Source organism: Streptomyces sp. MMCC 100, assembly GCF_041538145.2.
Classification (GTDB): domain Bacteria; phylum Actinomycetota; class Actinomycetes; order Streptomycetales; family Streptomycetaceae; genus Streptomyces.
This window is the reverse complement of record NZ_JBGORK020000001.1, coordinates 8141566-8161363: the sequence shown is the minus strand read 5'-3', so window position 1 is coordinate 8161363 and position 19798 is coordinate 8141566. Positions and strand designations below refer to the sequence as shown.

The following is a 19798-nucleotide window of genomic DNA, read 5'->3' as shown; positions in this document are numbered from 1 at the left end:
GCCGTTCGTGCCGTTTGCGAGCCGTCCACGCGTCGTCTACGAGGTGACCAGCAGCACCTTGCCGATGTGTCCGCTCTCCTCCACCACCCGATGGCCCTCCGCGGCCTCGCTCATCGGCATCTCGCGGTCGACGACCGGGCGGACGTGGCCCCCGTCGAACAGCGGCCAGACGTGTTCCCGTACGGCCGCCACGATGGCCGCCTTCTCCTCCAGGGGACGGGCCCGCAGCGAGGTCGCGCTGACGGCGCCGCGCTTGGCGAGGAGCGTGCCGATGTTCAGCTCGCCCTTCCGGCCGCCCTGCATGCCGATGATCGCGAGCCGGCCGTTCACGGCGAGGGCCTGGACGTTGCGGTCGAGGTACTTCGCGCCCATGTTGTCGAGGATGACGTCGGCGCCCGCACCGCCCGTCGCGTCCTTCACCTCGGCGACGAAGTCCTGCTCCCGGTAGTTGATCAGGACGTCCGCGCCCAGCTCGGCGCAGCGCTCCAGCTTCTCCTTCGTCCCCGCCGTCACCGCGACCTTCGCGCCGACGGCCTTGGCGAGCTGGATCGCCATGGTGCCGATGCCGCTGGAGCCGCCGTGCACGAGCAGCGTCTCGCCGGGGCGCAGGTGGGAGACCATGAAGACGTTCGACCAGACCGTGCAGACCACCTCGGGCAGCGCCGCCGCCCGCTTCAGGTCGACGCCCTGCGGCACCGGCAGCAGCTGACCGGCCGGGACGACGACCTTCTCGGCGTAGCCGCCGCCCGCGAGCAGCGCGCACACCTCGTCGCCGACGGCCCAGCCGGACACCCCCAAACCGAGCGCGGCGATCCGTCCGGAGCACTCCAGGCCGGGGTAGGCGGAGGCGCCGGGCGGGGGGTCGTAGAAGCCCTGGCGCTGCATGATGTCGGCCCGGTTGACGGCGCTGGCCGTCACCTCGACCAGGACCTCGCCCTCGCCGGGCTGCGGGTCGGGGACCTCGGCCCACACCAGCGCCTCGGGGCCTCCGGGTTCGGGAATCGTGATCGCATGCATGGGGCCGACGCTACTCCTGTGCCCCGGTCGGGGCCCCGGCACGGGCCCGCGCGGCCTGATGACGGGCGACTGGCCCGGCGTCCAGATCGCCTGGACGCTGGGCTGGGCGGCCTGTTCCTGCGGGTCTTCGGCCCGGTCACGACGCGGCTCCACAACCGCAAGTAGCGCGCCCCGGGGAGCGGGCCCGCGACCGGGCCGAGAGGAGCGGCTCAGTCGCGGGGCAGCGGGCGGGCGTCGGGTGCCACATGGGTGGCCGGTGTCGCCCGTACGATCGTGATCAGGCGGTCCGTCAGCTCCAGCCCGCCGACGGCCGGATCGTCGTAGCCCAGGACCCGGTGCCCGCGCAGCACGCTCACCACCAGGTCGTCCATCTCCCGCGGGTTCCTGCCCACCTCGGCCTTTATGACGGGCCGTTCGATGAGGTCGAGTCCGCTGCCCTGGCTGATGAGGTCCTCCATGACCATGCCGGCGGCGGGGCTGAGCACGGAGAGTCCGAGCAGTCGGCCGGCGGCGCTGGCGCTGGTGATCACGGCGTCGGCGCCGGACTGCTTGAGCAGCGGCGCGTTCTCCTCCTCGCGGACCGCGACCACGATCTTCGCGCCGCGGTTGAGTTGCCGGGCCGTCAGCGTGACCAGCACGGCCGTGTCGTCGCGCTGCGTGGCGATGATGATCTGCTTGGCCCGGAACGCCTCGGCCCGGTTGAGCACGTCGCTGCGGGTCGCGTCACCGACCACGCCCGCGTAGCCGTGGGCCGTCGCGGCCTCGATGGCCTTGCCGCTGGGGTCGACCACGACCACCTGGTCCTTGCGCAGCCCGGTCGCGCAGACGGTCTGGATCGCCGACCGCCCCTTGGTTCCGAAGCCGACGACGACGGTGTGATCGCGCAAGGCGGACCTCCAGCGGTTCAGGCGCCACTCCTCCCGAGTGCGCTCGGTGAGGGCTTCCAGCGTGGTGCCGACCAGGATGATCAGGAAGAGCACGCGCAGGGGCGTGATGACGAAGATGTTGGTCAGCCGGGCGGCGTCGCTGACGGGCGTGATGTCACCGTAGCCGGTGGTGGAGAGGGTGACGGTGGCGTAGTAGAAGGAGTCGAGGAGGTCGACGGAACCGTCGGAGTTGTCGGTGTAGCCGTCGTGGTCGACGTACACGACGACGGCCGTCACCACCAGGACCACCAGGGCGATGGACAACCGCTTGGCGACCTGACGGAACGGGTGCTCCACCAGTTTTCTGGGGAGTTTCACCCGGTGGGTCACGAGGTGTTCGTCCGCCTGGCGGGCGATCGCGTCCTGGCCCGGAAGTTTCACGTGAAACACACCCCGATTCCGCCGGTCGCCCAGGGCAGGTCGAGCAGCTCGGCCTCCTGCCCGGACCGCGCACCGCCCGGGGGTACGACGGCCAGCGCGTCGGCGGCCGCGATACCGCGCAGCATCGCCGGACCGTTGTAGTGCAGCGACACGGCGCCCTCGCCGCGCAGTACGACGGGCACGAGCCGGGTGTCGTACGGGTGCCCGTGCACGGCGTCCCGCAGCGGCAGCGTGTACGGCTCGGGCGCCGGGCGGGCGGCGAGGGTGCGCAGCAGCGGCTCGGCGAGGGTGAGCAGTCCGGAGACGGCGGCGAGGGGATTGCCGGGCAGCCCGACGAGGTGCTGGTCGTCCTTGAGGCGGGCCAGCAGCATGGGGTGGCCGGGGCGCACCTTGACGCCGTCCACGAGGAGTTCGGCGCCGATCCGGCGCAGGGTCGGATGGACGTGGTCGACGGGTCCCGCGGCGGTGCCGCCGGTCGTGACGATCAGGTCGGCGTCGGAGGTCGTGACGGCGCGGCGCAGGGCCTTGGCGTCGTCGCCGATCCGGCGGACGGTGCGGACCTCGGCGCCCAGCGCGCGCAGCCAGGGCGGCAGCATCGGGCCGAGCGCGTCCCGGATGAGGCCGTCGTGCGGGAGGCCCTCGGTGAGCAGTTCGTCGCCGAGGACGAGGACGTCGACGCGGGGGCGGGGGACCGCGGTGAGCGTGTCGTATCCGGCGGCCGCCGCCAGGCCCAGTACCGCGGGGGTGGCGAGGGTGCCGACGGGCAGCAGCTGGTCGCCGCTGCGGCACTCCTGACCGCGCGGGCGGATGTCCTGGCCGTGGACGACCTCACGGGTGGGGTGCAGGCGGCCGCGTTCGTCGGTGCGGCCGTGCTCGGTGCGCAGGACGGCGGTGGTGTCCGGGGGGATCCGTGCGCCGGTGGCGATGCGGACGGCCTCGCCGTCGGTGAGGGGCGCGGGTTCCGCGTGTCCGGCCAGGACGCCCTCGTCGCGCACCGCCCAGGGGCCCGGCCCCGCGACGGCCCAGCCGTCCATCGCGGAGGTGTCGAAGGACGGCAGGTCGGTGAGGGCGGCCAGGGGTGCGGCCAGGGTGAGGCCGAGGGCCGCGTCGAGGGGCACGGAGACCGGGGTGCGGCGGACGGCACGGGCGGCGGCGCGGGCGGCACGCTCGGCGGTCGTCCGGGCCTCGGGCCAGGGGGTCGCGCGGTGGTGGGAGCCCGCTCGGCCGTGCTGCGGGGTGTGCGCGTCCTGTCCGGCGTGGCCGCGGTGGGCGGGGCCGGGGTTCTCCTGCACGAGGGCGAGTGCCTCCTCGACGCCGAGATCGTCCGCTTCCTCGTCGGCTCGCGTGCCGGGGGAGGTCATCACGCGTCCGGGCGGGTGTCGGGGGTGGCGTCCGGGGCCACGTCGGGCTTCCCCTTCGCGGCGGCGGGGCCGGTGCCGGCGGCCTCCTCCGCCCAGCGCAGTGCGAGGGCGGCGGCCCTGCGGGCGGTCTCGGCGACGGCCTCGGGGCCTCCCTGGGCCCGCCCGGCCGCGTAACCGACGAGGAAGGTGGTCAGCGGGGCCGCCGGCCTGGCCACCCCGTGCGCGGCGTCGCGCGCGAGATCGAGCAGGACCTTGGTGTCGACGTCCAGGTCGATGCCCAACTCGTCCTTGGCTGCGGAAATCCATTCATCCAACACGTGACCATGCTCCCTGATGCGTGCCCTTGCGGTGGCGATGTCGTCCCAGGTGTCGCAGTCGAAGGAGGCGACGGCGTCCGGGAGGCGAGTGAGGCGCAGAGCGCCGGTCAGGCGGCGCAGCGGCAGCCCGGTCAGGTGTCCCCCGTCTGCCCGGGCAGCCCCGCCTGCCTGGTCTGCGCGGTCCGTCCGCCGGCTCCGGTCGGTCCGGTCTTCCCGCTCACGCCGGTCGGCGCGGTCTACCCGTTCACGCTGGTCGGCGCGGTCTACCCGTTCACGCCGGTCGGCCCGGTTCCGTGCGAGTTCATTCCGGTCGGCCTGGTCTACCCGTTCACCCCGGTCGGCCCGGTTCCGTGCGAGCGCCGCCAGTTCGCGGCGCAGCGCGGACGCGCGGTAAGCGGCGACGAGGGGCTGGTCGCGGCCGTCGGCGTCGGTGAGCAGCACCCCGTCGGCGTCACCCGCGGCGAGCGCCGACAGCAGCCGCCCGACGGTCGGCCCGGCGAGGAACGGCAGGTCGGCGGAGAGCACCACGACGTGCTCCGCCGTGGTGTGCCGCACTCCGGCGGCGAGGGCGGCGAGCGGTCCACCGCCGGGCGGGTCCTCGCGCGCCCAGGTCACGGGACGCGCGGTGGACCGGGGTTCGGCGACGACGACGGTGGTGCGGGCCCCGGCGCAGGCGGCGAGCACCCGGTCGAGGAGCGCGCGGCCGCCCACCCGCAGCCCGGGTTTGTCCGCGCCCCCGAGCCGCCGCGCGGCCCCGCCGGCGAGCACGACGGCGTCGTACCCGGCGGGGCCTGAACCCGGCGCGGGGTCCTGGCCCGGCCCGGCATCGGAACCCGGCGCGGGGTCGCTGCCGGCGCCTGGGTCGCCGACGGGCTCGTACGCGGTCATCCCCCGAGTATGGGGCCCTGCGCGATCACAGGGAACGCAGGGGAGCCCGCGCGATCGGAGTGTGCGCGGACACACCGTCACCCAGGGGGCGTCATCACCCCTGTCACAGGGTCCGCAGGAGCACCACCGGCTGTTCCACGCAGTCCGCCACGTACCGCAGGAATCCGCCCGCCGTACCGCCGTCGCACACCCGGTGGTCGAAGGTGAGCGACAGCTGCACGACCTGACGCACCGCCAACTCGCCCTCGTGCACCCACGGCTTGGGGACGATGCGGCCGACGCCGAGCATGGCCGCCTCGGGGTGGTTGATGATCGGCGTGGAGCCGTCGACGCCGAAGACGCCGTAGTTGTTCAGCGTGAAGGTGCCGCCGGTCAGTTCGCCCGGCGTCAGCCTGCCCGCGCGGGCCGCCTCGGTCAGCCGGGCGAACTCCGCGGTGAGCGACTCGGCGTCCCGCGCTTGCGCGTCCCGGACGACCGGCACGACGAGACCGCGGTCCGTCTGGGCGGCGAAGCCGAGGTGGACCCCGTCGAGCCGGACGATCTCCCGGGCCTCCGTGTCGACCGTCGAGTTCAGCTCCGGGAAACGGGCCAGGGCGGCCGTGCAGATCCGGGCCAGCAGGGCGACCAGGGAGATCTTCGGCCCGCCGGAAGCGTTCATCGCGGCACGCGCACGCATCAGCTCGGTCGCGTCGGCGTCCACCCAGCAGGTCGCGTCCGGGATCTCCCGCCGACTGCGGGAGAGCTTGTCGGCGACGGCTGCGCGCACGCCCTTGAGGGGGATGCGGGTGCCCTCGGCGGGCGAGGCGGAGGAGGTGACAGGAGGGGAGGAAGCGACGGGAGGGGAGGAGGCGACGGACGCGGCGGTCGGCACCTCGCTCGTCCCGGCCTCCTGATCCACCGTGCGGCCGCCCTGCGCGGCGGCGGCCCGCAGCGCGTACTCCACGTCCGCCCGCAGGATCAGCCCGTCCGGTCCTGAACCGGTCAGCTCGCGCAGGTCCAGGTCGTGCTGCCGGGCCAGCCTGCGCACCAGCGGGGAGATGACCGGGACCGGGCCGTCCACCGGCTCGGCCGTGCGAACCTGGCCGCCCACCGGCTCCACCGTACGAACCCGGCCGTTCGCCCGCCCGGACGGTCCGGTGGCCGCCGGTCGGCCGGGCCGCACCCTGCGCCGCCGCGCGGGCGCCTCGGAGGTGCCGTAGCCGACCAGGACGTTGCCGGAGCCCTCCGCCTTCCTCTCCGCGGCGGACGGCTCGGCGGCCGGCGTCTGTGCGGCGCCGGTACCGGATTCCCGTGCCGGGACGTCGGCGGCGGCCTCACCTCCACCCACCGCCACGGTCACCAGCGGCGCCCCGACGGGCAGCTCGGTGCCCTCCTCACCGAAGCGGGCGGTGACCACGCCGCCGTAGGGGCAGGGCACCTCGACCATCGCCTTGGCCGTCTCGACCTCGACGACCGGCTGGTCCACGGCGACCACGTCGCCGACCTCGACCAGCCAGCGCACGATCTCCGCCTCGGTGAGCCCCTCACCCAGGTCGGGCAGCTTGAACTCCAGAATGTGCCCGTCAGAAGCGTGTGCCATCAGCTTTCGGCCTCCCACTGCAGGCGCCCCACGGCGTCCAGAATCCGGTCCACACCGGGCAGGTGGTGACGCTCCAGCATCGGCGGAGGATACGGGATGTCGAACCCGGCCACACGCAGCACCGGCGCCTCCAGGTGGTGGAAGCAGCGCTCCGTGACCCGGGCCGCGATCTCCCCGCCCGGGCCCCCGAAGGAACCCGACTCGTGGACGACGACCGCCCGTCCCGTCCGCCGCACCGAAGCGCACACCGTCTCGTCGTCGAACGGCACCAGGGAGCGCAGATCGACGACTTCGAGGTCCCAGCCCTCGGCCCGGGCCGCCTCGGCCGCCTCCATGCAGACGGCCAGCGACGGCCCGTACGTGATGAGCGTGGCGCTCCGGCCGGAGCGCCGCACCACCGCGCGGCCCATCGGCTCAACGGGCGTCGGCTCCTCGGGGTTCCAGGTGTCCTTCGACCAGTACAGCCGCTTGGGTTCGAGGAAGACCACCGGGTCGTCGGAGGCGATGGACGCGCGCAGCAGCCCGTAGGCGTCGGCGACCGTCGCGGGCGTGACGACATGGAGCCCCGGAGTCGCCATGTAGTACGCCTCGGACGAGTCGCTGTGGTGCTCGACGCCGCCGATGCCGCCGCCGTAGGGGATGCGGATGGTCAGCGGCAGGGGCATCTTCCCGCGCGTGCGGTTGCGCATCTTGGTGACATGGCTGACGACCTGCTCGAACGCCGGGTAGGCGAAGGCGTCGAACTGCATCTCGACGACCGGGCGCAGCCCGTACATCGCCATGCCGACGGCCGTGCCGAGGATGCCGGCCTCGGCGAGCGGGGTGTCCGTGCAGCGGTCCTCGCCGAACTCCGCGGCGAGCCCGTCGGTGACCCGGAAGACGCCGCCGAGGGTGCCCACGTCCTCGCCGAGGACGTGCACGCCCGGGTCGGCGGCCATGGCGTCGCGCAGCGCGCGCGTGAGGGCCTGCGCCATGGTGGCCGGCTTGACGGCGACGGTGGTCATCGACGTCCCCCTTCCGGTGTTCCGGCTTCCTGCGCTCCGCTCTCGGCCTCGGCCTCGGCCTCCGCCTCCGCCTCCAGCTCAGCGCGCAGTTGTGCCCGCTGCTCGCGCAGTTGCGGTGTGGGCTCGGCGTAGACGTGGTCGAACAGGTCCAGCGGGTTCAGCTCGGGGTCCTGGTTCATCCGGGCGCGCAGGTCGGCGGCCATGCTCTCGGCGTCCTCGCGGGCGGCACGGATGCCGTCCTCGTCGAGCAGGCCGCGCTCGGTCAGCTCCCGCTCCAGCAGCGCGACCGGGTCGTGCCGGCGCCAGGTCTCCACCTCGGCGTCGCCGCGGTAGCGCGTGGCGTCGTCGGCGTTGGTGTGCGCGTCGACGCGGTACGTCACCGCCTCCACCAGCGTGGGGCCGCCACCCGCGCGCGCGTGCCGTACGGCGTCGGACAGGACCTCGTACACCGCGGCGGCGTCGTTGCCGTCGACCAGGCGGCCGGGCATCCCGTAGCCGACGGCCTTGTGGGCCAGCGACGGGGCGGCGGTCTGCTTGTCGAGCGGGACGGAGATCGCGAAGCCGTTGTTCTGCACGAGGAAGACGACCGGGGCCTGCCAGACGGCGGCGAAGTTCAGCGCCTCGTGGAAGTCGCCCTCGCTGGTGCCGCCATCGCCGACCATGGCCAGCGCGACCACGTCGTCGCCCTTGAGGCGGGCGGCGTGGGCGAGACCCACGGCGTGCGGCAGCTGGGTGGCCAGCGGTGTGGACAGCGGGGCGACCCGGTGCTCGTAGGGGTCGTAGCCGGTGTGCCAGTCGCCGCGCAGCAGGGTGAGGGCCTCGACGGGGTCGACGCCGCGCGAGACGACCGCGAGGGTGTCGCGGTAGCTGGGAAAGAGCCAGTCCCGCTCCTCGAGGACCAGCGCGGCGGCGATCTCGCACGCCTCCTGGCCGGTGCTGGAGGGGTAGACGGCCAGCCGGCCCTGCTTGGTCAGCGCCGTGGCCTGCGCGTTGTAGCGGCGGCCGCGCACCAGCCGGGCGTACAGCGTGCGCAGCAGCTCGGTGTCGGCGCGGTCCGCGGCCTTCGTGCCGAGAACGCGGTACGGCTCCGCGTCCGGCAGCAGTGGCGCGGGGTCGGTACGGGGCTGCCAGGCGGGCGGCGGTGTGGGCCGGTACGCGCCCCGCTGCTCCATGACCGTCATGACGGCACCTCCTCGTGGGAGACGGCTCCGGGCTCGCCACGGGTGTGACGGGCCTCACCTACCGATTGTTCGGTCGCCGGCACATTTTGGCTACAGGCGGCCCCAGGCTGTGGACAAACGGTTCTCCACAGCCTGAGATGGACGCAGTACGTCCATGAGGGGAAGGCGGGGGCACGTGGCATCTGAACAAATGGCCGATCGCCCTGGGGAGGGCGGCGGCACGGACGAGGCCGGCGCCCCGCCGCCCCCGCGCCCGCTGGACGCCATCGATCAGGACATCCTGCGCATGCTCCAGGCGGACGGCCGCGCCTCCATACGGTCGGTCGCGGAGCGGGTGCACGTCTCGCGCGCGAACGCCTACGCCCGCATCAACCGGCTCGTCGAGGACGGTGTCATCCGCGGCTTCGGCGCCCGCGTCGACCACGAGCGCGCCGGGCACGGCACCTCGGCCTACATCACCCTGAAGATCGTCCAGAACTCCTGGCGGACGGTCCGCGCCCAGCTGCGGCAGCTGCCCGGGGCCTCGCACATCGCTCTGGTGGGCGGCGACTTCGACGTACTGCTGCTGGTGCACACCCCGGACAACCGGGCCCTGCGCGAGCTGGTGCTCAGCCGCCTCCAGGCCATCCCGGAGGTGCTCAGCACGCGCACCCTGCTGGTCTTCGAGACCGAGGACCTCGAACCGCAGAGCTGACCGGCGATGGGGCCGGCCGGCCCCACCCGTCCCAGGCCGCTCAGGACGCCTTGCGCAGCCCGCCGAACACCAGCCGCGCCACCGCCTCGACCACCTCGCGCTCGCCCGCGCCGCTCGCACCACTCACGCCACTCGCGCCACCCCGGCCGTCGGGACCGTCGGGGCGGTACCACTCGACGATCGAGTTGATCATGCCGAAGACGAGGCGGGTCGCGAGCCGCACCTCCACGTCGGCGCGCACGTCCCCCTCGGCCGCCGCGTCCTTCAGCAGGGCGGCGACCCGGTGGTCGAACTCGCGCCGCCGCTCCAGCGCCCACCGCTCGGTGCCGGTGTTGCCGCGCACCCGCAGCAGCAGCGTCACATAGGGCAGCTCGGCCATGAGCACCTCGACCATGCGCCGCACGACGTACTCGAGGCGCTCGGCGGCCGTCCCCACGCGCGCGTGCTCCTCGTCGAGGATCCCGAAGAGCTCGTCCAGGGCCCGGCTCACGGCCCGGCGCAGCAACTCCTCCTTGCCCGTGACGTGGTGATATATCGACGACTTGGAGATCCCCGCCGCCTTGGACAGGTGCTCCATGGAGGTGCCGTCGTAGCCGCGCTCGATGAAGACCTGCACGGCCACGGACAGCAGCGTCTCGGGCGTGTACGTGTCGCGCTTGGCGGTGGTCATGAGTCGGTGTCCTCCCGGGCCTCGGCGGCGTCGGCGTGGCGGTGGAGCGCGAGGGACGGCGCGCAGCGCCCGGACGGTTCCCACTCGTGGACGTGGGACAGCAGGTCGCGGGCCCAGGTGTCACCGAGCCGACGGCTCCATGCGAAGGGGCCGAGGGGATAGTTCACACCCAGCCGCATCGCCGTGTCGACGTCCTCCGGGGCGGCCACGCCCTTGGCCACGGCGTCGAACGCCAGGTCGATGATCCGGGCCACCGTCCGGGCCACGATCATGCCAGGGACGTCGCCGATGACGCTGACCTTCTTGCCGAGCGCCTGGAACAGGCCGGTGGCCTCGGACAGGAGGCCCGGACGGACGCCTCGGGACGCGGACAGGGCGACCCGGGTGGCCGCGCGGTAGTCGAGGGCGAGGTCGAAGTGGACGAGGTCCTTCGACACGGGCAGCTCACCGTCGGCGAGGCACAGCGTGCCGCCGCCGGGCAGGACGAGCCGTCCCGCGCCGTACCCGTCCTCCGGACGCACCTCGACGCCTGCCTCGCGGATCAGCGCGACCAGCTCGGCCGCCGGTCCCAGGTCCCCCTCGACGACGACGTACGCGGGCGCCCCGGCCGGTTCGGCGGTGTGCGGCCCGGGGCGCTCGGCGCCGTCGCGGTAGTCGTACCAGCCCTGCCCACTCTTGCGGCCGAGCCGGCCGGACTCGACCAGGCGGCGCTGGGCCAGGGACGGGGTGAAGCGCACGTCCTGGAAGAACGACTGCCACACGGAGTGCGTGACGGACTCGTTGACGTCCTGGCCGATGAGGTCGGTCAGCTCGAAGGCGCCCATCCTGAAGCCGCCCGACTCGCGCAGCACGGCGTCGATGGTGGCCGGGTCCGCGCCCCGTGCCTCGTGGACGGCGAGGGCCTCGGCGTAGAAGGGCCGGGCGACGCGGTTGACGACGAAGCCGGGGGTGTCGGCGCAGGCCACCGGGGTCTTGCCCCAGGCGCGGGCCGTCTCGTACGCGCGCGTGGCCGACGCGGGGTCGGTGGCGAACCCGGAGACCACCTCCACCAGCGGGAGCAGCGGCGCGGGGTTGAAGAAGTGCAGGCCCACGAAGCGGCCGGGGACGCGCAGTGCGCCGCCGACCGCGGTGACGGACAGGGAGGAGGTGTTGGTGGCGAGCAGGCAGTCGTCGCCGACGACGTCCTCCAGCGCGCGGAACAGCTCCTGCTTGACGTCAAGACGCTCCACGACCGCCTCGACGACGAGCGCGCAGTCGGCGAGTTCGGCGAGGGTATCGGCGGACGTGAGCCGGGCGCGGGCGGCGTCCCGTTCGGCGCCGGTGAGGCGGTCCTTCTCGACGAGCCGGTCGAGCCGGGCCCCGATCACGTCTGCCGCCTCCCGGGCCAGCCCCGGGGCGGCGTCGTACAGCCGTACGGGATGGCCCGCGACCAGCGCCACCTGGGCGATGCCCTGGCCCATGGTGCCGGTGCCGACGACGGCCACGGGGCTGCTGAGGTCGAGTGCTGTCATGTGCGCGATCCTCCCGCACGGGGTTTTCCACAGATGCGGCGGTCCCCCTTGTACCGACCGATCGTTCGGTTACTCTAGCCGTGTCCGCCTGTTTCTGCCCAGGTTTCCCCCAGGTCCACGGACTCGACAGACAGTCGACAGAGCGTCGACGGGAAGTCGGCGAGTCCGTGAGAAACGAGGAGTTGGTCCCGCATGGCCGCCGAACTCACCGCACACCAGCTGATCGCCCAGCACCGGCCGACCCTGGACCTGGCGCTGGAGACGATCCGCACGCGCGCGTACTGGTCCCCCCACCCCGAGCACCCCAAGGCCTACGGGGAGAACGGCAGCCTGGACACGGCCGCGGGCAAGGCCGCCTTCGACGCTTTGCACGGCACCCGCCTCGACCTCGGCCAGCCGGGCACCGACGGCTGGGTGGGCGGCGAGGTCTCCCCGTACGGCGTCGAGCTGGGCGTGGAGTATCCGCACGCGGACCTCGACGTGCTGCTGCCCGCCATGAAGGCCGGCCAAAGGGCGTGGCGGGACGCGGGCGCGGAGCTGCGCGCGATGGTCTGCCTGGAGATCATCGGGCGGATCGCCGACCGGACGATGGAGTTCGCCCAGGCGGTCATGCACACCTCAGGACAGGCCTTCATGATGGCCTTCCAGGCGGGCGGCCCGCACGCCCAGGACCGCGGCATGGAGGCCGTGGCCTACGCGTACGTGGAGCAGTCCCGCACACCCGAGACGGCGGAGTGGACCAAGCCCCAGGGCAAGCGCGACCCGCTCGCGCTCACCAAGCGGTTCACGCCGGTCCCGCGCGGCATCGGCCTGGTCATCGGCTGCAACACCTTCCCGACGTGGAACGGCTATCCGGGCCTGTTCGCCTCCCTCGCCACCGGCAACGCGGTCCTGGTCAAGCCGCACCCCCGCGCGGTGCTGCCGCTCGCCCTCACCGTCCAGGTCGCCCGCGACGTCCTCACCGAGGCCGGCTTCGACCCGAACCTGGTCGCGCTGGCCGCCGAGCGCCCCGGCGAGGGCATCGCCAAGACCCTCGCGACCCGCCCCGAGATCCGGATCGTCGACTACACCGGCTCCACCGCCTTCGGCGACTGGCTGGAGGCCAACGCCCGCCAGGCGCAGGTGTACACGGAGAAGGCCGGCGTCAACACGGTGATCGTGGAGTCGACCGACGACTACCAGGGCATGCTCGCCAACCTGGCCTTCTCGCTCTCCCTCTACAGCGGCCAGATGTGCACCACCCCGCAGAACCTGCTGATCCCCCGCGACGGCATCCGCACCGACCAGGGCGCCAAGACCTACGACGAGGTCACCGCCGACCTGGCCCGCGCCGTCGACGGCCTCCTCGGCGACGACGCCCGCGCGAACGCGCTGCTCGGCGCGATCGTCAACCCGGACGTCAAAGCCCGCCTGGAGGCCGCCGCCGGCCTCGGCGAGGTCGCCCTCGCCTCCCGCGAAGTGACCAACCCGGAGTTCCCGGACGCGGTCGTGCGCACCCCGGTGATCGTCAAGCTGGACGGCGCCAAGCCCGAGGACGAGGCCGCCTGGACCAGCGAGTGCTTCGGTCCGGTCTCCTTCACGGTCGCCGTCGACTCCGCCGACCACGCCCTGGAGCTGCTGCGCCGCAGCGTCCGCGAGAAGGGCGCGATGACGGTGGGCGCCTACACCACCGACCCCGAGGTCGAGGAGGCCGTGCAGGAGGTCTGCCTGGACGAGGCCGCCCAGCTCTCGCTGAATCTCACCGGCGGGGTGTACGTCAACCAGACGGCCGCCTTCTCCGACTTCCACGGCTCGGGCGGCAACCCGGCGGCCAACGCGGCCCTGTGCGACGGCGCGTTCGTCGCGAACCGCTTCCGGGTGGTGGAGGTCCGCCGCCCGGCCTGAGACAGGGCCCTAAGGCAGCACGTGCGGTGTGCCCCCGCCGGCACTCCAGTGGTACAGCGTCATGGCCACACTGGTCGCGAGGTTGTAGCTGGAGACCTGGGGGCGCATCGGCAGCGCCACCAGGTGGTCGGCCCGCGCGCGCAGCTCCCGCGAGAGCCCGCTGCGCTCGGAGCCGAACGCGAGCAGCGCGTCGTCCGGCAGCTTCAGCCCCCGGATGTCCTCGCCCTCCGGGTCCAGCGCGAACACCGGCCCCGGCGGCAGCCCGGCGACCTCCAGCCGCTCCACGACGGTCGCGAAGTGCAGCCCCGCCCCGCCGCGCACCACCGTGGGGTGCCAGGGGTCGAGCGTGCCGGTGGTGACCACACCGGTCGCCCCGAAACCGGCGGCCAGCCGGATCACCGCCCCCGCGTTGCCGAGGTTGCGCGGCTGGTCGAGGACCACGACGGGGGCGCGGCGGGGTGTGCGCGCCAGCGCCTCGAGCCCGGCCGCCCGCGAGGGCCGTACGGCCAGGGCGGCCACCGCCGTGGGGTGGGGCCGCGCGACGAGCGACGCGTACGCCTCCCGCGACACCTCGGTCAGCAGCCCCGCCAGCGCCTCGCGCACGTCCGGCGCCAGCTCGTCGGCCAGGGCCAGGACGCCCGCGCGGTCGCTCGTGACCGCCACCGGCACCTCGGCGCCGAAGCGCAGCGCGTGCTTGAGGGCGTGGAAGCCGTCCAGCAGCACGCACCGGCCGGCGTTCAGGTGCCAGGCGGCCGGCGGGCCGGGGGCGACGGGGTCGGTCATGTGCGGAAGCCTACGTGCGTGGGGTCGGGGTCCTTCCCGTCCATCGCGCCCGCTCCGGCTCCGTCCGCCTCCTCGCCCCCACGGGTGCGGGGCCCGGGCACCGTCGCCGTACGACCGCCCCCGTGCCGGTCCGCCGCCCCCGCGAGTACCACCGAGGGCCCCCGGCCCGACAGCCGGCCACTCGCGCGTGCCGTCCAGCCGCCCAGCCGGCGCAGGAACGAGGTCGGCAGGAAGACCGCGTCGGCGGCGATCATCGCCAGCGAGAAGAACGGCAGCCCGAGCGTCACGGCGATCACCGCGTGCTCGGTCATCATCACGGCGAGGAGCACGTTCTTGATCCGCCGGTTGAACAGCGTGAACGGGAAGGCGACCTGCACGGCGACCGTGCCGTACGTGATGAGCATGATCACCGTGCCGTTGGCGGCCAGCGCGTCGGACAGCGCGGGCCACGGCGAGAAGTAGTCCAGGCGCAGCGGGTAGTAGACGGCCGTGCCGTCCTGCCAGCGCGAACCCTGGATCTTGTACCAGCCGGCCGTCGCGTAGATCAGACACGCCTCGGCCATGATCACCACCAGCGCGCCGTTGTGCACGATGTTGGTGACCACGTCCAGCAGGATCCGCGGCTGACCGCCCTCCGCGCCCCGCCCCACGAGCCACCACAGGCCGAGCGAGACCCACACCGCCCACAGCAGCACCGGGACGAACCAGTCGCCGACGAGAACACCCGCCGACGTCACCGCCAGCAGCAGGAACCCCGAGGCGCACCACAGCACCGGCCCGACCCGGTCCACGACACGCTCTCCGCGCGCGCGTGCGGCCGCCGCACGCCGGGCGCGGCGCGCGTCCAGCGACCACACCTGGCCGCACCGGGTGAGGACCAGGTAGATGCTCATCAGGTGCACGACGTTGTCGCCGCCGTCCCCCATGAACACGCTGCGGTTCTGCAGCGAGAGCACGCCGACCATGAACAGCACGGACATGGTGCGGGTGCGCCAGCCCAGCAGGAGCAGCGCGCTGCTCAGAACGGCCAGCGCGTAGACGATCTCGAACCAGGCCCGCCCGTCCGACCACATCAGCGCCGTGAAGGCGCCGTTGTCCGCGATCAACTGCTCGGCGAGGTCGTGGCTCCAGGGCCCGTCCGGGCCGTACAGCTCGTTCCGGTGGGGCAGTTCGCGCAGCAGGAAGAGCAGCCAGGTGGCGCTGAAACCGATGCGGATCACAGCGGTCTGGTACGGGCCGAGCGCCGCGCCCGTGACGCGGGCGATGGAGCGGGAGACCGAGAGGACGATGCCGTTCACGCGGCGCCCCCTTCCTTCCCGGCCGTTCCGGCCTTCTCGGCCCTGGCGTCTCCGGTCTCCGCGGACACCGACCACCAGGGCAGCTCACGGACGGTCGGCCGGTCGGAGACCTTCTCACCGCTCCACGAGGGCGGCTCCACGTTCGTGGTCAGGGAACGGTACTGGACGCGCTCGACGACACCACCCGGTCCGGCGGCGTCGTCGCGGTCCAGGCGCAGCAGCGCGATGCGCCGCAGATACGTCTCGGAGAGGGCGCCCCTCAGGCCCACCGGGCGGTCCTCGGAGTCGTGGGTCGCGACGAAGAAGTCCCAGGCCCGGCGCAGTTCGTTCTGCTGGGTGTGGCTCGGCAGCGGATTGCCGTCGATGGCCCGGCCGTCCTCGGCGGACAGGTCGTGCCAGCCGGTCGTCCGTATCCCGCCGTCCGCCGTACCGACCTCGGCACGGACCTGGACGGAGACGTTCTGCTGGAGCGGGTTGGGCGCGAAGAGCTTCCAGTTCTGCTCGAACTCCGGGAAGACCCACTCGTCCACCGCCGCGCCGTGCTTCTTGGTGAGCGTGTTGGACGGGGCCACGTGCAGGAACACCAGGCCCATGTGGGCGCAGACGGCGACCGCGACCACCGCGAGGGCGACCACGGCACCGACCTGGTAGCGCGGGGAGAGCGCGGCGACGCCGGTACGGGGCTCGGGGGTCTCCGCGGGCCGCACGGCACCGGCTTCCCCGGAGGCGGCGGCCACGACGCCCTCGGACGCGCCGGCTTCCCCGGAGGCGGCGGCCACGACGCCCTCGGACGTCCCGGCCTCTTCGGCGGCCCCCGCCGCCTCCCCCGGAGCCGCGGCGGTCCCGGCAGTCCCGGCCGGCCCGCCGGTTTCCTCCGCGTCCGCTTCGCCGTCCGGCCCGTCCGGCCCGTCCTGCCCCTGCCCCTGCCCCTGCCCCTGCCCCTGCCGGGCGTCCGAGTCCTTGTCGTACGCGTCCATTCCGCCCCGTTCGGTCCCGATCCGTCCATCCGCCCGTCCCGTCACGGGACGCCCAGCGCCACCTGTGCGGCTGCTCGGCGACGTTCGAACGGGAACGGTACTCAGGACCGGCCGCCCGCACAGCCCCCGGCGGACCGGCCGCACCGTGGCCGTCGCCACATCCGGCGGGACGGCCCGGAGCCGTTCGGGGACGGCCTAGAGAACGTGCCCGGGCTCACCCTTGTCGTCGACCACGGGGCGCCCGGCCGCGGCCCACTCCTGCATGCCGCCGTCGACGTTCACCGCGTCGACGCCCTGCTGGACCAGGTACATGGTGACCTGCGCCGAGCGACCCCCCACGCGGCAGAGCACGTGCACCCGGCCGTCCTGCGGCGCGGCCTCGGTCAGCTCACCGTACCGGGCCACGAACTCGCTGAGGGGAATGTGCAGCGCCCCGGCGGCATGACCCGCCTGCCACTCGTCGTCCTCGCGGACGTCCAGCAGGAAGTCGCCGTCCTCGAGGTCGTCGATCCCGACCGTGGGCACACCAGCTCCGAAACTCATGCCCCAGACGCTACCGGAGCCGCCGGCCGGCTCAGTCCTGCGCGAGCATCCCCGCCAGCTCCGCCTCGCGCTCCCGCACCTGGGCCGCCAGCTGCTCGGCGATCTCGTCCAGCAGCCGGTCGGGGTCGTCCGGGGCCAGCCTGAGCATGGCGCCGATCGCGCTCTCCTCCAGCTCCTTGGCGAGCAGGGTGAGCATCTCCTTGCGCCGGTCGAGCCATTCGAGCCGGACGTAGAGTTCCTCGCCGCGGCTCGGGCGCCGCTCGGGCACCGGCCCGGCGGCCCACTCCTCGGCCAGCTCGCGCAGTTCCGTCTCGTCACCGCGGGCGTAGGCGGCGTTGACGCGGGTGATGAACTCCTCGCGCCGGACCCGTTCGGCCTCCTCCTGCGCCAGGTCGGGGTGGGCCTTGCGGGCCAGCTCGCGGTAGAGCTTGCGGGCCTCCTCGCTCGGCCGGACCCGCTGCGGGGGCCGGACCGCCTGGTCGGTGAGCATCGCGGTCGCCTCCGGGAACAGCCCGTCCCCGTCCATCCAGCCGTTCAGCAGCTCCTCGACCCCGGGGATCGGCATCAGCCGGGCCCGCGCCTCGTCGGCCCGGCGCCGGTCCTCGTCGTCGCCCGTGCGGGCCGCCGTCGCCTCGAGGATCTGCGCCTCCAGCTCCTCGAGCCGGGCGTACACCGGGCCGAGCCGCTGCTCGTGCAGCCGCGAGAAGTTCTCGACCTCCACGCGGAAGGTCTCCAGCGCGATCTCGTACTCGATGAGTGCCTGCTCGGCGGCCCGTACGGCCTGTTCCAGCCGTTCCTCGGGACGCGGCGCACCCTCCTGCTCGGGCTCAGCTTCCGGCGTCGTCACCCGACCAGCCTAGGGGGTGTCCGGCGGACCGTGCCGCAGACGCGGGGCCGGGGCCGCCCGCACGCCCCCGCACACCCCGCCCGCCCCGATCGTCCCGCAGACCCCGCTCACACCCCCAGCTCCGCCGCGACCCGCCCCGTGCGCACCGCGGCCACCAGCTCCGCGTGGTCCGCCTCGGTGCGGTCGGCGTAGGCGACGGCGAAAGCGGCCACGGCCTGGTCCAGCTCGCCGTTCTTGCCGCAGTAGCCCGCGATCACCCGCGGGTCGGCGCTGTGCGCGTGGGCCCGGGCCAGCAGGGCCCCGGTCATGCGGCCGTAGTCGTCCAGTTGGTCGGCGGCCAGCGCCGCGGGGTCGACGCTGCCCTTGCGGTTGCGGAACTGCCGTACCTGGAAGGGCCGTCCGTCGACCGAGGTCCAGCCCAGCAGGATGTCGCTGACCACCTGCATCCGCTTCTGCCCCAGGACCACCCGGCGGCCCTCGTGCGCGGTCTCGGGGGCGTCGAACCCGGCGGCCGCCAGGTGGGGCAGCAGCGCGGAGGGCCGGGCCTCCTTGACCTGGAGCACGAGCGGCTCGCCCCGGTGGTCCAGGAGCAGTACGACGTACGACCGCGTGCCCACGCTGCCGGTGCCGACGACCCGGAAGGCCACGTCGTGCACCGCGTACCGGGCCAGCAGCGGCAGCCGGTCCTCGGAGAGCGTGCCCAGGTACGCCTCCAAGGCGCCCGCGACCGTCGCCGCCTCGGCGTCCGTCACCCGGCGCAGCACCGGTGCCGCGTCCACGAAGCGCCGGCCGCCGTTCTCGGTGGACTCGGTCGACTTCGCGGCGAAGCGCCCGCTGGTGTTGGCCCGCGCCTTCTCGGACACCCGCTCAAGCGTGCCGAGCAGGTCGTGGGCGTCGGTGTGGGAGACCAGTTCCTCGTCGGCGATGGCGTTCCAGGCGTCCAGCGCGGGGAGCTTCGCCAGCAGCCGCATGGTGCGCCGGTAGGCGCCCGCCGCGTCGTGGGCGGCCTCGCGGCAGGTGTCCTCGTCGGCGCCGGCCTCCCGGCCCGCGAGGACGAGCGAGGCGGCGAGCCGCTTGAGGTCCCACTCCCAGGGGCCGTGGACCGTTTCGTCGAAGTCGTTCAGGTCGATGACCAGACGGCCGCGGGCGTCGCCGTAGAGGCCGAAGTTGGCGGCGTGCGCGTCCCCGCAGATCTGGGCGCCGATCCCGGTCACCGGCGTGCGCGCCAGGTCGTGCGCCATCAGGCCCGCCGACCCGCGCAGGAAGGCGAACGGCGTGGCCGCCATCCGCCCGGCGCGGATCGGAGCGAGCCCCGGTATCCGGCCGCGGTTGGACTCCTCGACCGCGCTCACCGCGTCCGGCCGGGCGGCGTCCGGGTCGAACGCGGCGTGCGCGGACCGCGGGACGCGCGTGCGCAGCGCCTTGCCCTCCGCCTTCGGCGAGCCGGCCGCGGGCCACCGCGCGAACCCCGGGACGACCGGCATCCGCCCGCTCCGCACCGCCCCGCCCGTCCGTTCCGCGTCCCCGCCCGCACGCGCCGCCGGCACCACTCCGTCCGCCGCCTCCACGGACGCCGCCTCCGTGCCCGTCCCCGCCGCCTCCACGGTCGCCGCCTCCGTGCCCGTCCCCGCCGTCGCCCCGGTCATCCCGGCCGCCTCCCCGTACTCGTCGTACCTGTGCGTCGTACCGCGCTGAGTCGTGCCGCGCCGGGCCCGTGCGGCGTACCCGTGACCCGCACCCGTGCCCGTGCGCGCCGGGCCGCTCCCTGCCCCGGCGCCGGCGCGCCACGACCGTACCCCCGCCCGCACCGCCCGTACACGGGCCCCTGCCCGCCGCCCGCATAACGCCGGGCAGGGGGCGAAACAGGAGGTGCCCCCACCCCCCGCGACGCGCCTACGGTGGCCAGCGATCACCACGGAGCGCGCCCGTCGAAGCAA

The 19798-nt window shown here is 74.0% G+C and carries 17 protein-coding genes; 2 read left to right on the top strand and 15 right to left on the bottom strand.

Features of this window, described 5'->3' with window-relative positions; genetic code table 11:
- Nucleotides 1-36 precede the first annotated feature (36 nt).
- The 7 genes from ABS735_RS37880 to pdhA all read right to left on the bottom strand — a co-directional run bounded on the left by ABS735_RS37880 (nt 37) and on the right by pdhA (nt 8654).
- Entirely contained in the window at nt 37-1017 is a 981-nt protein-coding gene (locus ABS735_RS37880; RefSeq protein WP_373904776.1) for an NAD(P)H-quinone oxidoreductase, read from the bottom strand.
- A gap of 209 nt (nt 1018-1226) precedes the next feature.
- Entirely contained in the window at nt 1227-2324 is a 1098-nt protein-coding gene (locus tag ABS735_RS37875; protein WP_373904775.1) for a potassium channel family protein, read from the bottom strand.
- The gene (locus ABS735_RS37870) at nt 2321-3685 is read right to left on the bottom strand and encodes a molybdopterin molybdotransferase MoeA (protein WP_373904774.1); all 1365 of its coding nucleotides are present in this window, start codon (nt 3683-3685) and stop codon (nt 2321-2323) included. Before ABS735_RS37870 ends, ABS735_RS37875 begins: the two co-directional genes overlap by 4 nt.
- Nucleotides 3685-4770, bottom strand: a complete 1086-nt coding sequence (locus ABS735_RS37865) for an NTP transferase domain-containing protein (RefSeq protein WP_373905148.1) — start codon at nt 4768-4770, stop codon at nt 3685-3687. The genes ABS735_RS37870 and ABS735_RS37865 overlap by 1 nt, the downstream gene beginning before the upstream one ends.
- A gap of 223 nt (nt 4771-4993) precedes the next feature.
- On the bottom strand, nt 4994-6469 hold the full coding sequence (locus ABS735_RS37860) for a dihydrolipoamide acetyltransferase family protein (RefSeq protein WP_373904773.1): 1476 nt from the start codon (nt 6467-6469) through the stop codon (nt 4994-4996).
- Nucleotides 6469-7473, bottom strand: a complete 1005-nt coding sequence (locus tag ABS735_RS37855; protein WP_373904772.1) for an alpha-ketoacid dehydrogenase subunit beta — start codon at nt 7471-7473, stop codon at nt 6469-6471. The genes ABS735_RS37860 and ABS735_RS37855 overlap by 1 nt, the downstream gene beginning before the upstream one ends.
- A complete protein-coding gene (pdhA, locus tag ABS735_RS37850) occupies nt 7470-8654 on the bottom strand; it encodes a pyruvate dehydrogenase (acetyl-transferring) E1 component subunit alpha (RefSeq protein ID WP_373904771.1) in 1185 nt (394 codons plus the stop codon). Before pdhA ends, ABS735_RS37855 begins: the two co-directional genes overlap by 4 nt.
- Before the next feature lie 190 nt (nt 8655-8844).
- On the opposite strand from pdhA, the gene ABS735_RS37845 reads away from it, so the two are divergent.
- Entirely contained in the window at nt 8845-9348 is a 504-nt protein-coding gene (locus ABS735_RS37845; protein ID WP_121701438.1) for an Lrp/AsnC family transcriptional regulator, read from the top strand.
- A gap of 40 nt (nt 9349-9388) precedes the next feature.
- Here the strand turns inward: ABS735_RS37845 and ABS735_RS37840 are convergent, their stop codons facing one another.
- Both ABS735_RS37840 and ABS735_RS37835 read right to left on the bottom strand, forming a co-directional pair.
- Nucleotides 9389-10018: a TetR/AcrR family transcriptional regulator gene (locus tag ABS735_RS37840; RefSeq protein ID WP_373904770.1), complete on the bottom strand. Its 630-nt coding sequence runs from the start codon at nt 10016-10018 to the stop codon at nt 9389-9391.
- Nucleotides 10015-11529 carry a 3-hydroxyacyl-CoA dehydrogenase gene (locus ABS735_RS37835; protein WP_373904769.1) on the bottom strand — a complete coding sequence of 505 codons (1515 nt, stop codon included), beginning with the start codon at nt 11527-11529 and terminating at the stop codon, nt 10015-10017. The genes ABS735_RS37840 and ABS735_RS37835 overlap by 4 nt, the downstream gene beginning before the upstream one ends.
- A gap of 192 nt (nt 11530-11721) precedes the next feature.
- Between ABS735_RS37835 and paaN the strand changes: the two genes are divergently transcribed.
- A complete protein-coding gene (gene paaN / locus ABS735_RS37830) occupies nt 11722-13413 on the top strand; it encodes a phenylacetic acid degradation protein PaaN (RefSeq protein ID WP_373904768.1) in 1692 nt (563 codons plus the stop codon).
- 9 nt (nt 13414-13422) lie between these two features.
- Here paaN and ABS735_RS37825 read toward each other — a convergent pair whose 3' ends face one another.
- The 6 genes from ABS735_RS37825 to ABS735_RS37800 all read right to left on the bottom strand — a co-directional run bounded on the left by ABS735_RS37825 (nt 13423) and on the right by ABS735_RS37800 (nt 19507).
- Complete coding sequence (locus ABS735_RS37825) at nt 13423-14196, bottom strand: TrmH family RNA methyltransferase (RefSeq protein ID WP_373904767.1); 774 nt, start codon at nt 14194-14196, stop codon at nt 13423-13425.
- A complete protein-coding gene (locus tag ABS735_RS37820; RefSeq protein WP_373904766.1) occupies nt 14193-15494 on the bottom strand; it encodes an HTTM domain-containing protein in 1302 nt (433 codons plus the stop codon). The genes ABS735_RS37825 and ABS735_RS37820 overlap by 4 nt, the downstream gene beginning before the upstream one ends.
- A complete protein-coding gene (locus ABS735_RS37815; RefSeq protein ID WP_373904765.1) occupies nt 15491-16471 on the bottom strand; it encodes a DUF5819 family protein in 981 nt (326 codons plus the stop codon). The genes ABS735_RS37820 and ABS735_RS37815 overlap by 4 nt, the downstream gene beginning before the upstream one ends.
- Before the next feature lie 195 nt (nt 16472-16666).
- A complete protein-coding gene (locus tag ABS735_RS37810) occupies nt 16667-16996 on the bottom strand; it encodes a rhodanese-like domain-containing protein (protein ID WP_373905147.1) in 330 nt (109 codons plus the stop codon).
- A gap of 49 nt (nt 16997-17045) precedes the next feature.
- The gene (locus tag ABS735_RS37805; RefSeq protein WP_373904764.1) at nt 17046-17861 is read right to left on the bottom strand and encodes a hypothetical protein; all 816 of its coding nucleotides are present in this window, start codon (nt 17859-17861) and stop codon (nt 17046-17048) included.
- Between the two features lie 107 nt (nt 17862-17968).
- The gene (locus ABS735_RS37800) at nt 17969-19507 is read right to left on the bottom strand and encodes a DUF2252 domain-containing protein (RefSeq protein WP_373904763.1); all 1539 of its coding nucleotides are present in this window, start codon (nt 19505-19507) and stop codon (nt 17969-17971) included.
- Nucleotides 19508-19798 lie beyond the last annotated feature (291 nt).